Origin of the sequence: Anabaena azotica SJ-1, from assembly GCF_047275885.1 — a bacterium.
GTDB classification, from domain to species: Bacteria; Cyanobacteriota; Cyanobacteriia; order Cyanobacteriales; family Nostocaceae; genus Trichormus_B; species Trichormus_B azotica_A.
On sequence record NZ_CP178454.1, the window covers coordinates 5,397,515 to 5,415,329 of the forward strand.

Here is a 17,815-nt window from a genome sequence, read left to right on the forward strand (position 1 = left end):
CTATTAGCAGCAAAGGTGGTAGATGATGGAAATTCCCATAGATAAGCTGTGGAGTCAGGTGCTAGAGCGTTTACAGCTAGAGCTATCTCGTCCCACCTTTGAGACTTGGATTAAAACTGCTAGTGCAAAGCAACTAGAAAATAATTGTCTGATAATATGCACACCTAACCTCTTTGCCCGAAATTGGCTTCAGAAGTATTACATCAATACTATTGCTCATGTCGTGCAAGATATTGTGGGTTATCCAGTAGAAATTTACCTGACGGTGGCTCAGGGTGATGATGTTTCTCAGTTAGTGGAAGGAGAAGTTGCTTGGGAATTGCCTGCTGTCAATCCCATTTCTCCTAATGTATCTAAAAGTCAACAAAAAAGTACAGATTTAAATTCTAAGTACGTTTTTTCAAGATTTGTGGTTGGTGCTAATAATCGGATGGCTCATGCTGCTGCTTTGGCGGTTGCAGAATATCCAGGTAGGGAATTTAATCCTTTGTTTTTATGCGGTGGTGTGGGTTTGGGAAAAACTCATTTAATGCAAGCTATTGGTCATTATCGCTGGGAAATTTATCCTGATTCTAAAATATTTTATGTCTCGACTGAGCAGTTTACTAATGATTTAATTACTGCTATTCGTAATGATAGTATGCAAAGTTTTCGGGAACATTACCGGGCTGCTGATGTTTTGTTGGTTGATGATATTCAATTTCTGGAAGGGAAAGAATATACTCAAGAGGAATTTTTTCATACTTTTAATACTTTACATGAGGCTGGGAAGCAAGTTGTGATTGCTTCTGACCGTCCTCCTAAGCAAATCCCTAGTCTGCAAGAACGGCTTTGTTCGCGCTTTTCTATGGGGTTAATTGCTGATATTCAAACGCCGGATTTAGAAACGCGCATGGCAATTTTGCAAAAAAAAGCTGAATATGAAAATATTCGTTTACCTAGAGATGTAATTGAATATATTGCTTATAATTATACTTCTAATATTCGAGAGTTGGAAGGGGCATTAATTCGGGCGGTGGCTTATATTTCTATTTGGGGTTTACCAATGACGGTGGAGAATATCACTCCAGTTTTAGGAACTCCTAACCAGAACATGGAAGCGACACCGGAAGTAATTTTAAATGTAGTGGCAGACTTTTTTAAGTTATCAATTGAAGATTTAAAAAGTAATTCTCGCAAAAGAGAAATTAGCTGGGCTAGACAAATTGCTATGTATTTAATGCGTCAATATACAGGCTTAAGTTTACCGAGGATTGGGGAAGAGTTTGGTGGTAAAGACCATACAACGGTGATGTATAGTTGCGAGAAAATTACCCAACTGCAAGATACAGACCGTACCTTACCTCAAACTTTACGCCAATTGAGCGATCGCATCAACATGAACAGCCGTTATCAAAAATAGGAGTTTATTTTATATTGCTAATAAACAATTAATATACCCCTCTCCGTAGTAGTTAGGGTGAAGTCCTAATCTAATTTCCAACAATCTTGGTAAAAATCAGAAAAATGACACGCTTTATCCATGACCAATTTTCCAAACAATATCTCACAGAACTATTCACACCTTACGGTCAAGTAGAAATGAGTAAAGATATCACTTCCGAAGTGAGACAAATTGACGTATTCTTTACTCCCACATCTCCAGAAAACATAGGAGAATTAGGACTATTAGGAAAAATGGGGACTTATGCAGCATCGGTAATATTTGAACCATTCCGTAACGCAGTCAGCAAAGGTGAAATTCGCAGTTGCATGGGTAAACTATTTGATATTCATGCAGAAGTAGAAAGACAACGCAAACGCAACGATACGCGAATTAATGAAACCGAACTACCCCATTTATGGATATTCACCCCCACAGCATCAGAAGACATATTAGCAGGTTGTAATGCTACTCTAGATATAGAAACATGGGGTCAAGGGGTTTATTTCTTGGGGAAAGTCTTAAAAACTGGCATTGTGGTCATACATCAATTACCAAATACACCAGAAACACTGTTTTTGAGGGTATTAGGTAGAGGAAAAGTCCAAAGACAAGCAGTGGAAGAATTAGAAGCAATAGCTAAGAATAATCCAAGCTTGGAGAATGTTATAAAATTAGTAAATGACCTGATTGCCATGTTGTCAGCACGTCAACAAAAAGAAAAAGATATTGATCAAGATGATCAGGAGTTAATTATGAAATTATCAGAAATGTATCAACAATTATTAGAAGAACTCAAAGAAGAACAAAGACAACAAGGAAGACAAGAAGGACGACAAGAAGGACGACAAGAAGGACGACAAGAAGGACGACAAGAAGGACGACAAGAAGGACGGCAAGAAGGAGAATTAATAGGAATTGATAGAGGGATTCAAAGAGAACGTCGGGCTATGGTTGAAAGTATTTTGCAAGTACGTTTTGGAGAACTTGATCCTGAATTGATAAACATTATTGATCAGGTAATTACCATGTCTAGAGATGAATTTACTCCCCTACTTTTAAATTTATCTCGTGCAGATTTATTAAATAGGTTTACAAAATAGCAGTCCGCAAACACTGCTGAGGAATCACGAAAGTTATTATATAGCAGAATTCAGGAGGCTAAAGGCAGGAGAAATTAAAATTGTAACTTTTGCCTTTTCCTGTTCCCTGTTTTTTGACTTTTGACTTAATTTTCCTCCCCATCTCTATTCACTGTCACCTCTCACCGAGAATTTAAGCTAGAATGTTAAGCAAAGTATAAAAAAATATTAAATTTAACTGTATTTGTGGAAAATATCTTGCCTTTTGTGGAAAAAACTGTGGAAAACTTAAAAAATATTTAAGTAAATTACATTAAGTATAATTACCTTGTGGAAAAACCAGGCTAGTTTTCCACATGTTTTCCACAGCTACCAATTCCCAGTCCCCAGCCTAAAATTTGTTACTATAATCCTTCACCAGTTGAATCTCTACCATGAAATTAGTTTGCTCTCAAAGCGACCTCAGTACAAATCTTTCACTCGTCAGTCGTGCAGTACCATCAAGACCAACTCATCCTGTACTTGCTAACGTGCTTTTACAAGCGGATGCAGAAACGAACCAAGTCAGCTTAACAGCTTTTGATCTCAGTTTGGGTATCCGAACTAGTTTTAGTGCTGAGGTAATTGAAGGAGGTGCGATCGCACTTCCTGCTAAACTACTTGTAGATATCACCTCCCGTCTACCAGAAGGCGAAATCACCTTAGACGATGAATCAGGAGACAACACCGGAGAAGGTATAGTTGTCACCCTCAAACCCAAAAGCGGTAAATATCAAGTCCGCGCCATGGGAGCAGAAGAATTTCCTGAATTACCAGTAATTGACTCTTCAGAAGCAATTCAACTCACCACCGCCGCATTAATTGAAGGATTGAAGGGTTCATTATTTGCTACCAGCGCCGATGAAACCAAACAAGTGCTTACAGGCGTACATTTAACAGTTAAACAGGATACCTTAGAATTTGCAGCTACCGATGGACACCGTTTAGCAGTGCTAGAAACCGCTAACGAACGTCCCCTTGAAAGTAATGAACAACTAGAGGTGACAGTACCAGCTAGAGCATTACGGGAATTACAGCGGATGTTAGCTCATAGTTCTTCAGAAGAAGCTGTATCCTTATATTTGGATCAAGGTCAAATTGTCTTTGCTTGGCAAAATCAACGTTTAACCAGTCGGACTTTAGAAGGTCAATATCCCGCCTATCGGCAATTAATACCGCGTCAATTTGAACGCCAAGTAGTATTAGAACGGCGGCAATTTATCAGCACCTTAGAACGAATTGCGGTGTTAGCTGACCAGAAAAATAATATTGTCAAAGTCAGTATTGATAACGCCAATCAAGAAATTACCTTATCTTGTGAAGCGCAAGATGTGGGTAATGGTACAGAGTCAATGCCGGCACAAATTTCTGGGGAAGATATAGACATTGCTTTTAATGTTAAATATTTAATGGAAGGTTTAAAAGAATTACCATCTTCGGAAATTCAAATGCACTTAAATCAAAGCCTCACTCCGGTAATTTTTACACCTTTAGGCGGTTTAAAAATGACCTATTTAGCTATGCCTGTGCAATTGAGGAATTAGTATTAATAGGTGACAGGGAAGATGATGGGGAGCAGGGGAGAAATATTTTCTTCCTATCCTCCTGACTCCTGACTCCTGACTCCTGACTCCTGACTCCTGACTCCTGACTCCTGACTCCTGACTCCTGACTCCTGACTCCTGACTCCTGCCTATTCCCTATTCCCTTGAAAGATATGTTTAATGGGGATTTCAATCCAGAATTCTGTACCTATATCTGGTTGTGAATTACATTTCAAAATCCCACCATGTTTTTCTACCACAATTTGGTAACTAATTGATAAACCCAAACCAGTACCTTTTCCTACTGGCTTAGTGGTGAAAAATGGATCAAATATTCTGTCTCTGATATTTGAAGGCATTCCTGAACCATTGTCACTAATACGAATGACTGCACTATTTATATTGTCATTCATTACTCCTACAGCAGTAGAAATAGTAATTTTTCCTGGTTTGGGATTTTCTAATGTATATTTTTTACTAGTTTCTAAGGTATCAATGGCATTACACAAAATATTCATAAAGACTTGATTTAGTTGTCCAGCAAAACATTCTACCAAAGGTAAATTCCCATATTCTTTGATTAATTCAATCCCAGGAGATTCAGGTTTTGCTTTTAAGCGATGCTGTAAAATCAATAGGGTGCTATCAATACCATCATGGATATTCACAGCCTTCATTTCTGATTCATCAAGACGTGAAAAATTTCGCAAAGATAAGACAATTTGCCGGATTCTATCTACCCCAATTTTCATGGAAGATAAACTTTTGGGTAAATCTTCTATGAGAAATTCTAAATCAATTTCTTCGGCTGTGTTTAAAATATTTTTGCTAGGATTTGTTAACTCTTGCTGATGAAGATTGAGCATGGTCAGCAAATTTTTAGCATATTCATTGATATGGGTAAGGTTTCCAGAAATAAAATTAACTGGGTTATTAATTTCATGGGCAACACCCGCTACAAGTTGTCCTAGAGAAGACATTTTCTCAGTTTGAATTAGTTGGGTTTGAGTAGTTTGTAATTCATGCAGGGTTTGAGTTAATTGTTCCGCTTGTTGTTGAGTTTTAACAAGTAATTCAGCTTGTTGAATTGCTACACCAAGTTGCCCTGCAATCTGACTGAGAAAATTAACTTCAGCAGTTGTCCATTGACGAGGACCAGCGTGTTGATAAGTACAAAGTAAACCCCAAAGTTTTTTCCTGATAAAAATAGGAGCTAAGACAAAAGCATAAATGTTAAACTGTTCTAAGTTATCAACATGACAGGGAGTAAATCCCATTTTATATATATCATCTACTGCATAAGTTTCATTATTGCGATATCTTCCTCCTTGTGTTTCTTGTAAATAAGTATCATTCCAAATTGTATTAATTCCCAGTTTTGAATCATTCAAGTAGTTGGTGCTAGTAGCATCAAAATCTCCAACAAATTCTCCGCCCCAGTCAGCACTGAATTTATAAACGGAAACACGATCAGATTTAATTAATCGACAAACTTCTTTAGTAGTTGTTTTAAAAATAGTATCGGTATCAAGGGATTCACGAATTTTATTAATAACTCCGAACACAGCTTGTTGTTGTTCAGCCGTTTTTTGCATTTCTAATGTACGTTTATGGACTTGTTTCTCTAAGTTTTCATTGAAACTTTGTACCTGTTGGTAAAGTTCATATTGCTGAATTGCTGAAGCAAAATGTTTACTAATTTCTCTAGCTAATTCAATTTCTGCATCTGTCCATTTTTGAGCTTGTCCTTGTTTTAGTTCACACCACATATCAAAAGATAGACGGGGATATATTTGTCTATTATCTGGATCAACTTTACCCGCCCAAAGGGTTTCTGTCTCTATTTCATTGCGAAAAATACTTAAATAACCCACTAATTCTTGTCGATAGTGGAGGGGAATCATTAAAATACTGCGAATTTTTGTAGGTTTAAAAGCAAGTTGTAAAATTCTTAAATTAGCATCTTGATAGATATCAGAAATTGGCCAAATTTCGTATTGACCGGATTTATAATGTTCTCGCCAGACGCTATACTGTTCTAAAATTGGATATATATTTTGTTCAGAAATAATAGGTTGTTTTCCACATACATAAAGCTGAAAACAATTGCTACCAGGAATTAAACATTCTGTGAGGGCTTTAAAGCTACTATGTTGGAAATTAAAAGCATTATGTCTGATACATAACCTGCCTCCAACGCCATTAAAAGCGGCAACTGTGGCTTCTAAAGCTGGCTGTAAGACAATAGTTGGCAGCGAATGAAGCAGGGTAGCAATACGGTTAATAATAACTTCTCGTTCGGCTTTGGCACGGGCTTGGATGAGGAGATTGTTGTGTGCGATCGCCACAGATAACTGTTCCACTACCAGCTGCATCGCTTCTAGTTCATATTCTACCACTTCCCGGGCTTGAGAATGATGTGATGCTAACAATCCCCACAGTTGATCTTCATGAATAATCGGTGCAACCACTGAAGACTTTACGCCCATAGCTGTCAAATATTTTATGTGACATGGTTCTACAGGACGGTAAAGAATGTCATTAGATGTAATTTCTCCTGTATTGATGTCACGCACAGGACTTTGGCCAATTTCACCAGCATCAACATTAACTACAGAACGCACCCGCGATTTAATAAACAATTCACGCGCATGGGGAGGGATATCATCAGCCGGAAAATTCAACCCTAGCAACGAGGGTAAACTATTTTCATAAATAGATTCAGCAATAACTTGACCACTACCATCAGGATGGAATTTATAAATCATCACTCGGTCAGTTCTTAGTAAGGAACGAACCTCGGCTGTAGTTACTGTAATAATGTCTTCTAACTCTAAGGACTGGCGAATCCGATTTGTAATTCGACGCAGTAGAGTTTCTTGAGCTATACCTGTCTGTAGGTCAATTGGTGGGATGGAAACCATTGTTTTTATACAATAATTATTATCTTACTACAGTCGATTATTCAGCTTAATAATATTTAAATATTTTATTGTAGACAAAAGCAACAGTGAGTATACGGGCTAATTATAGACTCAATCATGATTAATGGGATCATACATTTCCGCATAATTATCAACAGGGAACAGGTGATAGGCAACAAGTAACAATCCACAATTCAAAATTATTCTGCCTCCTATCACCTATTTCCTAAACTCTTACATTGTCAGCAAAACGAATTTTCAGATAATCATCATCCATTTTTGCCCCTGAAGGTTGCAGTGCGGCTAAAGCTTGGGGTAAAACCAAGTTACGGCGATGATTACCAATGGTAATGTTTAATTCGTCACCAGTTTTACTGAGTTGAATCTGGCTTTTAGGAATATTAGGTAAATAAAGTTCCAAACTGTATTGGTTATTTTCTTGTACAACTCTGATGGTGGTTTCTTTGTAATAAACCTGAGTTGGATCTTCATTTGGGTAAAGAGTTTCTTTCAGTCTGTCTAATGCGGCTAAACCACACATTTCTTCAGAATAAAGAGGTACTTCTTTCACTGGTAAGGGGTGGAAGTTGTCATGAATTTCTTGGCGATATTGCTCTTGATTTTCTTTCCAACGTTGGAAAAAGGGATCTTTAACTTCTTGGGGAATAATGCGATTAGCTACAACTAAATCTGTCGCTACATTATACAAACTCAGATAAGCATGAGCGCGAAGAGATTCTTTAATCACCATTTTTTCTGGGTTGGTGACAAGTCGAACGGAGGTTTGAGTATTGTCAGTCAATACTTTTTCCAGTGCTTCTATTTGTTCATAAAACTCATAAGGCGCATCCATTACTTCTTTATCTGGTAAAGAAAAACCCGCAATTGGTCTAAACAACGGTTCTACTAAAGGCCTGAGTGCTACTGAGATATTTTGAAAAGGTTTGTAAAAACGCCGCATATACCAGCCACCAACTTCTGGTAAACTTAGCAAACGCAGCGCCGTACCAGTTGGGGCAGAATCAATAATTAAAACGTCAAATTCCCCTTCATCATAGTGACGTTTCATTCTCACCAAGCCGAAAATTTCATCCATGCCTGGTAAAATTGCCAATTCTTCCGCTTGTATCCCGTCTAAACCCCGTGCTTGTAAAACTTGGGTAATATAACGCTTTACAGCCCCCCAGTTCCCTTCTAATTCCTGGAGTGCATCGAGTTCTGCACCCCACAAATTTGGGCGGACTTGTTTGGCATCATGTCCCAATTCTATATCAAAACTATCCGCTAAGGAGTGAGCAGGATCTGTACTTAAAACCAATGTCCGATAGCCGAGTTCTGCACACCGAAGTCCAGTTGCAGCAGCGACGGAGGTTTTACCTACGCCACCCTTACCTGTCATTAAAATTACTCGCATGGATGATTTTGTCCTGCCTGAATTTTGTTTACATTTATTTACATATTTACATTATCCTTTGTTTACGGAAAATAGGTGTTGCTTCAGCACATCTAATCGGGAACAATGCCAATAATCAATATGGGAAATAATTAAACCTTCCGGGTTGAGACGTAGTTCACTCCAACCAGAAATAGATATACGTGGTTTCCAGGGGAGGGGGGAGTTCCAGCTAAGTGTCCAGTCGCTTTTAATTGTGTCTTCTTGTTGTTGAATATTGTGCAAATCCATTTGCAAATTTAAGAAGAAAGTCTGGATAAATTTAATCATCCATTTGTAAAGTTCCAAACCACGAAATTTAAAAACAGCATCTTGAAAATAAACATTTGGTGCATAAATGCTGTAGGTTTGATTCACAGGAAATCTTTGATAGTCAGCTTTTAGTATTTCGATAATATCCATAATCTAAAATTCAAAATAGTGCTTACTGTCACCTGTCACCTGTCACCTATTAACTTGGGTGATTTCTAAATAAATATGCTCTAAGCGTACAGGTTGACGAGAAATAGAATCCATGGGTATGCCTTCAAATCTGGTCATGATTTCCTTTAATTCTAGCGGTTCTGGTAGTAAAAAAGCTAAGTCATTACCATAACGCCTGGGGATAAAACCATATTTTTGAGCTAGTGCGATCGCTTCGTCTTCTTGTATAGTTTGCAACACCAAAACTTCCTGACCGGGAATAAGAGTTTTTAACTCAGATAAACTCCCCTCAGCTAAAATTGTACCATTTTTCAAAATGCCAATTCGGTTACAAAGTCGTTCAGCTTCATCTAGTAGATGCGTTGTCAGCAAGATAGTCATACCTTGATTTTTGAGTTGGCGAATTAACTCCCAAATTTCATATCTCGCTTCAATATCTAACCCTGTAGTTGGTTCATCTAGAATTACTAACTGCGGCTGATGTACCAAAGCCACAGCAATATTTAGTCGTCTTTGCATTCCCCCACTGAGAGTTTCGACAGGACTTTTAGCTCTATCTAATAAATTAACAGCTTTAAGAGTTGCTTCGATTTGTTTATTTTTTGTTTCTCGATCCAAACCGTAAATATCAGCAAAAAATTGCAAATTTTCTGCACAAGAAAGGGTTTTATATAACAGATTTTCTTGAGGAGCAATTCCAATTATTTTTTTGGTTGATTCGGAAATTGGTTGATTATTGATGGTAATATAACCACTATCAGCATTGAGGAGATTACAAATAATATTAATTGTTGTTGTTTTTCCTGCTCCATTTGCACCTAATAAACCGTAAACTTCTCCTGAAGCAATATTTAGGGTTAAATTTTCCAGAACTTTTCTGTTTGTGTAAGATTTATTTAAGTTTTTAATCCTGAGCATATTTATGATTTAAATTTTAAACTTTAGTAAACTTGAACTTAACTATCTAAGAAGATGTTCTAAAACTAGCAAAAACGAGTTTTTAGAAAAATCAAGTCATTGAACTGGCGAAAATCACCAAAAACAACAGATTTAGCGAAAACCTAACTGAATCTATGCTTAACTTTGTGATCTCCTATGTCAATACTGCACCTGTAATGATTTGCTCTGATTAACAACTTCCCACCAAAATGGGAATGAAGTGTATTCTGTAGTGATTGCCAAATAGCATTTTTTGCGATATAACTAAGGATGATTACGCATAACACTGAGTTTTATAGAGAACTCAAGGCGTTAGCGATCGCTTTGCCAATGCTTAAAAGAATAACTAACCAGTATCATAAATTACAAATATTTATCCTTATGCACATAAAAAGCGGTTTCTACAAATGAAATGTTAGATACCAGATGAATTATCTTAAAGTTATTCTAGCTCACAGGCAATTATGGGAATAAAGATTTTCATCTTTAATAAAAAAACCCTAATCCACGCTAATTTCCACGCAAGATAAAACTAACTATGAAAGAAAATAAAGGTTTAAATATTGAGCAAGATTTCGCCCTTGTATTAACAGCTAGTATTGATATCAAGGGAATGCCCAAAGCTTATCCTACTTTAGCAGAACAGCGACAAGAGGATTATTATAATAGTGTTAAATACTATGTCAAAAATCAGCCACGAATCAAGAAAATTATTTTTATTGAAAATTCAGGATGGCCTCTTGATAGAGTCAAAGAAGCCGCTATTGATAATGTACATAATAAAAAAATTGAATTTATTTCCTTAAATTGTAATGATTTTCCCAGAGAATTAGGCAAAGGATATGGGGAATCTTTATTAATAGAAAAAGGATTAGAACAATCCAGTTTGATTAATACAGTAACCTATTTTGCTAAAATTACAGGTCGAATTTATTTAAAAAATATGACCCAGATATTAGCAAGTGTAAAAGAAGATTATGATTGTTTATGCGACTATAAAGATCAAGGTTGGAGAATTAAAAGATTATTGGGAAACAATGAAGTAAACCCCTATTGCGACACTCGTTTTTTAGTTTTTAATCAAGACTTTTACCATCACAATATTAAACCTCTCCATCAACAACATAAAGAAGGGTGTTTTTATATTGAAACCCAGTTTTACAGAGCTATTAAAAGTTTGGAAGGAAAACAAAAAATAATCTCTCGTTTTGCCATTGAACCTGACTTTCAAGGAATTGCTGGTCACTTCGGTGGTAAAAACTACAGCAGTAGAAAGGAGAGAGCAAAGTATATAATTCGTTCATGGACTCGAAAATTCATACCCATGTTATATCTTTAAAATCCCCCTCCTTAAAATCTCAAATTAGACTATATAGGACTACTATTTGATTTTTGATAGCTTGCGTGGCGTAGCTATACAAGACTCATTACACCTAAATTCAGGCCAATTCCTGAATGGTTTAAAAATTCACACAAGCTATTCCCAATTATTCAATAGGATTACATTACAATTAAGCCGTGAATATCATCATTTTTCAATGGGATTACAAGCTTTTGAAATAAAAAATAGAGAGAAGTGAGATTTTATCAAAATCATCAAAGTTGATTAAAAAAGCCTTTATTCTCCTGAATTGCAGTATTCTCTATGCTCAATACTTACAAATAACTTTCCAATTGATTGGAGAATTATTTATCTAAATGATAACAAATTTACAGCCTTCTTTCTACCATCAACATTCGTTGATAAGATAACCATCCACAGGCTAACATTACCATCGCAAACCAGAATAAAAACCAAAAATGTAAGATGATATCATTAAATGTATCTCCCTTAGCTGATACACCTAACAAAGCTTCATTCATGTGATAAATAGGGTTAAATCTAGCAATATTTAATAGAGTTTTCGGAAATAACGAAGTCGGTAAAAATGCTCCTCCCAAAATTAATAATGGTACACCAAAAGCTGCAACTAAAGCATTAACATCTTCAATCCGTCTAGCTAATTGTGTACCTAAAATAAATCCCAAACCAACATAAGCAATGATACTCAATAAAATTATGATAATTCCTAATAAAATAGAACCTTTAAATGTCGCACCCCAAAAAGCAGCGATAGTATAAACTAACAGTGTTTGTCCAATTCCAATAACACTATGCGCGAGAAAAATTCCCAAAAAATAAGATGTGCCACTCAAGGGAGAAATAAATAAGCGTTTGAGAGTTTGTTGTTCTCGTTCTGCGACTACGGTAGCAACACTCCCACCCAAACAACTAAAAAATAGTGCTGCACCTACTAAAGTTGAAGGTGCGGCATTTTCAAAAGCCACAGCCATTGTGAGTTTTGCCCGTTCTGCCAAAATAAATCCGTTGAGAATTAAAATGGAAATAGGGAAAATACTCCAAAAAATTAAGCTGCGTCTACGTCGCAATAGTTCAATTAAGATGCGCTGAGTTACAGCTATAGTTTCACGCCAATATTTCATTCTTGGTTAGTTGATTTACAAATCTATCCCAGGTTGATATTATACTAACGGTATAGTATAATCCATGCAGAGAAGTCAATTATTAAATAATATATTACACTATCAAAGAACCTTCTAATTGCTAAACCAAATCTTGCATTTTTTTCTGTTAGAGCAGATTTTGATGATCACATTTGAGTAAGTAATATGTTAAAAGACCACGACTAGCAATTGATCAACCTCAACCAAAAGACATCCTTTGATAATAACGATAAAAATTTGCCCATTTATCGACTTGATTGCACGCAGTATTGCATCGTGAAAAGTTAATTGTATAACCAATGAGTCAACTATTTAATTTACCAGAATCATCTACTATTTCTCGCCGTACATTGCTGAAGCTATTTGGTGTGGGTACGATTGTGGGAGCAACGGGATACTCTCGGTTTAGTAAACCAAAACCCTCAGTTTTTCAACAAGATCATCTTGATTTACCCAAGACATTACATACTCACAAAACTGTTGCAGTAATTGGTGGTGGTTTAGCAGGTTTAGCTTGTGCATATCAATTAGTTCAGAGGGGATTTACTGTGACACTTTTAGAAAAATCTCCCCAACTAGGTGGTAAAATAGCCAGTTGGCAAATAGAGGCTGCTGGTGAAACTTTTATGATGGAACATGGGTTTCATGGCTTTTTCCCCCAGTATTATAACTTAAATAGTGTGGTATCAGAAATAGGTATAAGCGATAATTTCCAATCATTAAACTTTTATTCTGTTGTTTACCATAATTCTCAATATCAACCAGAGGTATTTCGTCCTAGTAATTCAGCTTTCCCTTGGAATATTATTGACTTAGCTATTGCTTCTCCCAATCGCTTCCAATGGGGAATAAACCTTACCAAAATTAAGCATTTACAAGTTTTTCAAGCAATCACCGGATTTCAGAGAGAAAAGAATTACCAACGCTTTGATAATATCTCTGTTGCTGATTGGGTTGCTACAGAATTTCCCCAAGGTTTATATGATTTGTATTTTCTACCTTTTGCCAAATCTAGCTTGAATGCGCCTGATAATATGAGTGTAGGAGAACTTATGCAGTTCTTCCATTTTTACTTTTTTGGTAATCCTGAAGGATTAGCTTTTAATGGTACCAAAGATGACATGGGGACAAGTTTAATTCAACCGATCGCTCAAGCAATTCAGAAACAAGGTAAAATTATCACAGGTGCAACGGTAAGTGAAATTGTTGCGAATCAAGATCAGATTGAAGGAATTAAGTATTATGTAGGCAACAATAATAATAATAATAATGTACCTTTTTGGGTCAAGCGTAACTCGGTGGTGAATGATAGTGAGATAGAATATTTTGGTGCTGCGGATGAAGTATTTGCTCTAAAAAATGGCAGTCAGGAAGCTATTTCTCTCACTTGCACTCATCAAGGTTGTACGGTGCAAATAGCAACAGATGGTAAGTTCCATTGTCCTTGTCATGGTGCGGTATTTACATCTGATGGTAATGTTGTTAAAGGGCCTGCTCAAAGAGATTTATCGAAATTTCAAGTTGTCGCAAGAAAAGATGATAATTTGCAGCTATTGGCAGTTAATCAAGATTCATCATCACCGGAGATAATCGCCGCAGACTATTATGTTTTCGCTACTGATGTACCGGGAGTACAAAACTTATTTAAACGTATGACTGGGGATGTAGATGAACAAGTGCGATCGCAAATCGAAAAATTGAATATTGCTGATCCTTTTGCTGTGTGTCGTTTCTGGTTTGATCAGGACTTTCCATGGCAACATAGTAATTTTACCTCTCTATCTGGTTACAAATTAACTGATAGTATTACTCTTTATCATCGCATACAACAGCAATTCATTGATTGGGCGCAACGTACAGGTGGTAGTGTAATAGAATTACACGCTTACTGTTACAAAGAAAAAGAATTTCCTAATCAAGAAGCTTTGTTAACAACCTTTGAAAATGAACTCTATGAAATAGTTCCTGAATTAAAACAAGCCACATTAATACATCGAGAATTAGTCAATCAACATAACTTTTCTGGATATCCACCCAACAGTTATGCAGAACGTCCAGAAACCACTACAACTCTGACTAATTTATTCTTTGCAGGTGATTGGGTGAAAATGCCTTTTCCTTGCGGTTTAATGGAAAGGGCTGTTAGTAGTGGTTTGTTGGCCGCTAATGAAATTTTACACGGTGAAGGTTTGCAGCGACGGCCACTGTTAACAGTGAACCCAGAGGGATTGTTACAAATTTAAGAGGTTGTTTGAAAACTTTTTCGTGTGGTATTCCATACCTATAGATCCCCCTAAATCCCCCTTAAAAAGGGGGACTTTGATGGATTTATTCCCTCCTTTCTCAAGGTGGTTAGGAGGGTCTAAGAGTTTTTGATACACCATGAGGGACTTTTCAAACATCCTCTAATTTCTGTTAGAAGTCAGGGGTCTTCTTGTGATTTAGCATTCTGCAACTTCATGAATAAACATTAATTCTTGTAATTCTGCAAGTATTCACCTACATTTAAACCAATTACCCCGATAATTATTAAAAAGATGGACATAACTTTTATAGGAGTAAAAGATTCACGAAACCAGACAATACCAATACTAGTAATTACAATAGTACCCAAACCAGACCAAACAGCATAAACGATACTAACTTCAAGTTTTCTCAGAGAAAGCGTCAAAAATGTTAAACAAAGTCCATAAAAGACAAAGATTAATATCGAAGGAACTAATTTAGTAAATTCCTCAGACAGTTTCATGCAAGTTGTTCCAGCAACTTCAAAAAGAATTGCTATCATGAGGTAAAACCAACTGATTAACATAGAGTGCAAAATTAGGGTTATTCAATTATCTCTAGCAACCCCAAAAATTTCTATAATATAAGTGACAATCTTATATTTAGCTTATATTTTGTTACTTGCAGTGAATAACAGTAAAACCCATCAACACTAATTAAAAAAATCTGCCATTGCTGCGGTAAATCCGGCAAATGAACTATAATCATCTGATACAATAGAAACATTTAAACCTAAAGTTTGTGCATTTGTAGCTGTATAGGGTCCAAAACAAGCAATTATAGAATTTTCATAATCATTTTTTGAATCAAACATTCTGATAAAACTTTCTATTTCTGCTGTGCTACTAAAAGCAATCATATCTATGATTCCTTGACGTATTAAATTTAATTCTACTGTATAAATATTTTTATCTATACACTGGGTCATATAAGTAGATAAACGAGTAACTTGTATACCTAATTTATATAAATCATTAATTAAGTTAGGGATGATATTCGGTTCAGGTAAACCCACAACTTCAGGAGTAGGTAATAGGACTGTTTGATCATGAATATTGGGCATTTTAGATAATTCTGCGACAATTCCTGCTGGACTGGGTTCTTCGGGGATTAAATCAACTCGTCCACAAAAAGATAATAAACTTTCAGAGTCTTTACCTAAAGCACATAATTGACAATTTTGTAACGCTGAGTGGGGAATATTCAATTCATGTAGACGCTGAAAAAAGGCGATTATTCCGTTGCGACTGGTAAAGATAATCCAGTTAAATTTATCTAATTTCTGCAAAGTAATATCTAAATCTGTGTAGTCTGATAAAAAGCAGGTTTCGATGGTAGGCATGAGAACGGGAAGACCACCTGTTTTAATAATTTCTTCCGACAAACGACAGGCATAATTTCTGGGGGCTGTTACTAAGACTTTTTTAGCGTATAGAGGTAATTTGTGTGATGGAATCAGGAGGTTAATTTCACTAGAATTTGGTAGCATTATTTTTGATATAAATTGCAAAAGTATTATGGAAATTCTTTTTTTTCCGAAATAACGGGAATTTTAATAATAAATTCAGATCCTTGTCCTGGCTGCGATAAACAATAAATTTGACCACCATGCTTTTCTACCACAATTTGATGACTGATGGATAATCCTAATCCAGTTCCTTTACCCACGGATTTGGTAGTAAAAAAGGGATCAAATACACGCTTTTGGATATTCTCTGGTACTCCTGGTCCATTATCAGCAATGCGAATTATTGCCTGATTGTCCTCATTTACTTCACTACGAATAGTAATTGTCATATCTTTTTGATTATGGGAAGTTAAATGATGACCGCAAATACATATTTGATAATTTTCGGAAAGGGCATCAATAGCATTAGATATGACATTCATAAATACTTGATTAAGTTGACCAGCATAGCATTCTACTAATGGCAGATTACCATAATCTCTAATTACTTTAATTTCTGGACGATCAGGTTTAGCTTTTAAGTTATGTTGAAGAATTATTAATGTATTTTCTATGCCTTCATGAATATCAACAGATTTTATTTCTGCTTGGTCTAGTCTGGAGAAATTTCGTAGAGATAAGACAATTTCATTAATTCTGGTCGCACCAACTTTCATAGAAGATAACAATTTTGGCAAATCTTCCATGATGAATTCAATTTCAATACCTCTTTTTTTGGCTTGCAAGGCTACTTCAGGGTAAGAAGGTTCTTTTTGATAGCATTCTAGTAGATATATGAGGTCTTGTACATATTCAGCGGCATAGTTAAGATTGCCATAGATAAAGTTCATGGGATTATTGATTTCGTGGGCAATTCCCGCTACAAGTTGTCCCAAGGCAATCATTTTTTCATTTTGTAGTAATCGAGTATAGTTGTGTTGAAGGTCGCGAAAATCTGCTCGTGCTACGCGAACGCGTTCTTTTTCTGTTTGAAGTCGATTAAGTGTGAGAACATGAATTTGAGAGTAAGCTAAAAGTAACTGATGGAAATCGAGTAATCCATACTGGTGAGATTGGTCTGTAATTACTATCGGCTCATAAACAAGTTTAGGCGATCGCGCTAATGCTGTCTGAGTTGCATCTACAATGGGAGTATCCTCAGATAAAATAGATGTCTCTGGTAGGAGAAAATTGTAAAGATATTCAATAGGCCGACCAGCAAACAGTCCTAACCCATAAGGACGGCTCATTTGCTCAAAAAATAGTGGTCGGGAAATCATGCCTGCATATTTATGATTTTTAGTCAAGATAATTCCTGGTAATAAAGGCTCTTGATCAAAAAGTTTAGCTAATTCATTTCCTGGCTGATTTAGTTCGATTTGAACAGTCCAAACTGGTAGTTCCTGCAAAGTTGATTCTAGTTTTAGATTCAACTTATCAGCACTTTTCATGCTATGCATAGCCAGCATTTTTTATAATCCTTAATGTTCAAGATATTTGTCTTCTCCATCAATAAATTGAGGAGTTTGCACCTTTTAGGGTCAGGAAGCAACTATATTTCCCTACACTTCATAACCCCACACCCTGTTTTCAGTGAATCTAAAATCTCCAAACTCAACCTCAGAACGAGTGGGATAAATCTAAGAATTGTAAATCCTAAATTCAAACTTGTTTGGCTGGTAAATCTTTTGATTAGGCAAAATTTCCATTGATACTGAGTAAGTGTATCAAATAATAACATCTGCTCTTT

Annotated in this window: 13 protein-coding genes; 5 read left to right on the forward strand and 8 right to left on the reverse strand. The window is 36.1% G+C overall.

Going from position 1 to position 17,815, the window contains the following annotated elements:
• Positions 1-25 precede the first annotated feature (25 nt).
• The 3 genes from dnaA (at position 26) to dnaN (ending at position 4,088) form a co-directional block, all read left to right on the forward strand.
• Positions 26-1,402 carry a chromosomal replication initiator protein DnaA gene (dnaA, locus tag ACLLO5_RS23495; RefSeq protein ID WP_413176173.1) on the forward strand — a complete coding sequence of 459 codons (1,377 nt, stop codon included), beginning with the start codon at positions 26-28 and terminating at the stop codon, positions 1,400-1,402.
• Between the two features lie 104 nt (positions 1,403-1,506).
• Positions 1,507-2,526 carry a hypothetical protein gene (locus ACLLO5_RS23500; RefSeq protein WP_413172906.1) on the forward strand — a complete coding sequence of 340 codons (1,020 nt, stop codon included), beginning with the start codon at positions 1,507-1,509 and terminating at the stop codon, positions 2,524-2,526.
• A 413-nt stretch (positions 2,527-2,939) separates the two neighbouring features.
• Positions 2,940-4,088, forward strand: coding sequence for a DNA polymerase III subunit beta (gene dnaN, locus ACLLO5_RS23505; protein WP_413172907.1), 1,149 nt, complete (start codon positions 2,940-2,942; stop codon positions 4,086-4,088).
• Positions 4,089-4,237: 149 nt separating this feature from the next.
• On the opposite strand, the gene ACLLO5_RS23510 is transcribed toward dnaN, so the two are convergent.
• The 4 genes from ACLLO5_RS23510 to ACLLO5_RS23525 all read right to left on the reverse strand — a co-directional run bounded on the left by ACLLO5_RS23510 (position 4,238) and on the right by ACLLO5_RS23525 (position 9,806).
• Entirely contained in the window at positions 4,238-7,012 is a 2,775-nt protein-coding gene (locus ACLLO5_RS23510) for a GAF domain-containing protein (RefSeq protein WP_413172908.1), read from the reverse strand.
• 226 nt (positions 7,013-7,238) lie between these two features.
• Positions 7,239-8,426, reverse strand: coding sequence for a TRC40/GET3/ArsA family transport-energizing ATPase (locus tag ACLLO5_RS23515; protein WP_413172909.1), 1,188 nt, complete (start codon positions 8,424-8,426; stop codon positions 7,239-7,241).
• A gap of 51 nt (positions 8,427-8,477) precedes the next feature.
• On the reverse strand, positions 8,478-8,867 hold the full coding sequence (locus tag ACLLO5_RS23520; protein WP_413172910.1) for a DUF2358 domain-containing protein: 390 nt from the start codon (positions 8,865-8,867) through the stop codon (positions 8,478-8,480).
• Positions 8,868-8,909: 42 nt separating this feature from the next.
• The gene (locus ACLLO5_RS23525) at positions 8,910-9,806 is read right to left on the reverse strand and encodes an ABC transporter ATP-binding protein (RefSeq protein ID WP_413172911.1); all 897 of its coding nucleotides are present in this window, start codon (positions 9,804-9,806) and stop codon (positions 8,910-8,912) included.
• A gap of 559 nt (positions 9,807-10,365) precedes the next feature.
• Here ACLLO5_RS23525 and ACLLO5_RS23530 point away from each other — a divergent pair.
• Entirely contained in the window at positions 10,366-11,166 is an 801-nt protein-coding gene (locus ACLLO5_RS23530) for a hypothetical protein (RefSeq protein ID WP_413172912.1), read from the forward strand.
• A 371-nt stretch (positions 11,167-11,537) separates the two neighbouring features.
• Here ACLLO5_RS23530 and ACLLO5_RS23535 read toward each other — a convergent pair whose 3' ends face one another.
• Positions 11,538-12,311, reverse strand: coding sequence for an ABC transporter permease (locus ACLLO5_RS23535; RefSeq protein WP_413172913.1), 774 nt, complete (start codon positions 12,309-12,311; stop codon positions 11,538-11,540).
• Between the two features lie 320 nt (positions 12,312-12,631).
• On the opposite strand from ACLLO5_RS23535, the gene ACLLO5_RS23540 reads away from it, so the two are divergent.
• Positions 12,632-14,575 carry an FAD-dependent oxidoreductase gene (locus tag ACLLO5_RS23540; protein WP_413172914.1) on the forward strand — a complete coding sequence of 648 codons (1,944 nt, stop codon included), beginning with the start codon at positions 12,632-12,634 and terminating at the stop codon, positions 14,573-14,575.
• A gap of 227 nt (positions 14,576-14,802) precedes the next feature.
• On the opposite strand, the gene ACLLO5_RS23545 is transcribed toward ACLLO5_RS23540, so the two are convergent.
• From ACLLO5_RS23545 to ACLLO5_RS23555, 3 genes are all read right to left on the reverse strand, one after another.
• Positions 14,803-15,144, reverse strand: coding sequence for a DMT family transporter (locus ACLLO5_RS23545; protein ID WP_413172915.1), 342 nt, complete (start codon positions 15,142-15,144; stop codon positions 14,803-14,805).
• A gap of 126 nt (positions 15,145-15,270) precedes the next feature.
• On the reverse strand, positions 15,271-16,107 hold the full coding sequence (locus ACLLO5_RS23550) for a uroporphyrinogen-III synthase (protein WP_413172916.1): 837 nt from the start codon (positions 16,105-16,107) through the stop codon (positions 15,271-15,273).
• Between the two features lie 26 nt (positions 16,108-16,133).
• Entirely contained in the window at positions 16,134-17,534 is a 1,401-nt protein-coding gene (locus ACLLO5_RS23555; protein WP_413172917.1) for a sensor histidine kinase, read from the reverse strand.
• Between the last annotated feature and the right edge of the window lie 281 nt (positions 17,535-17,815).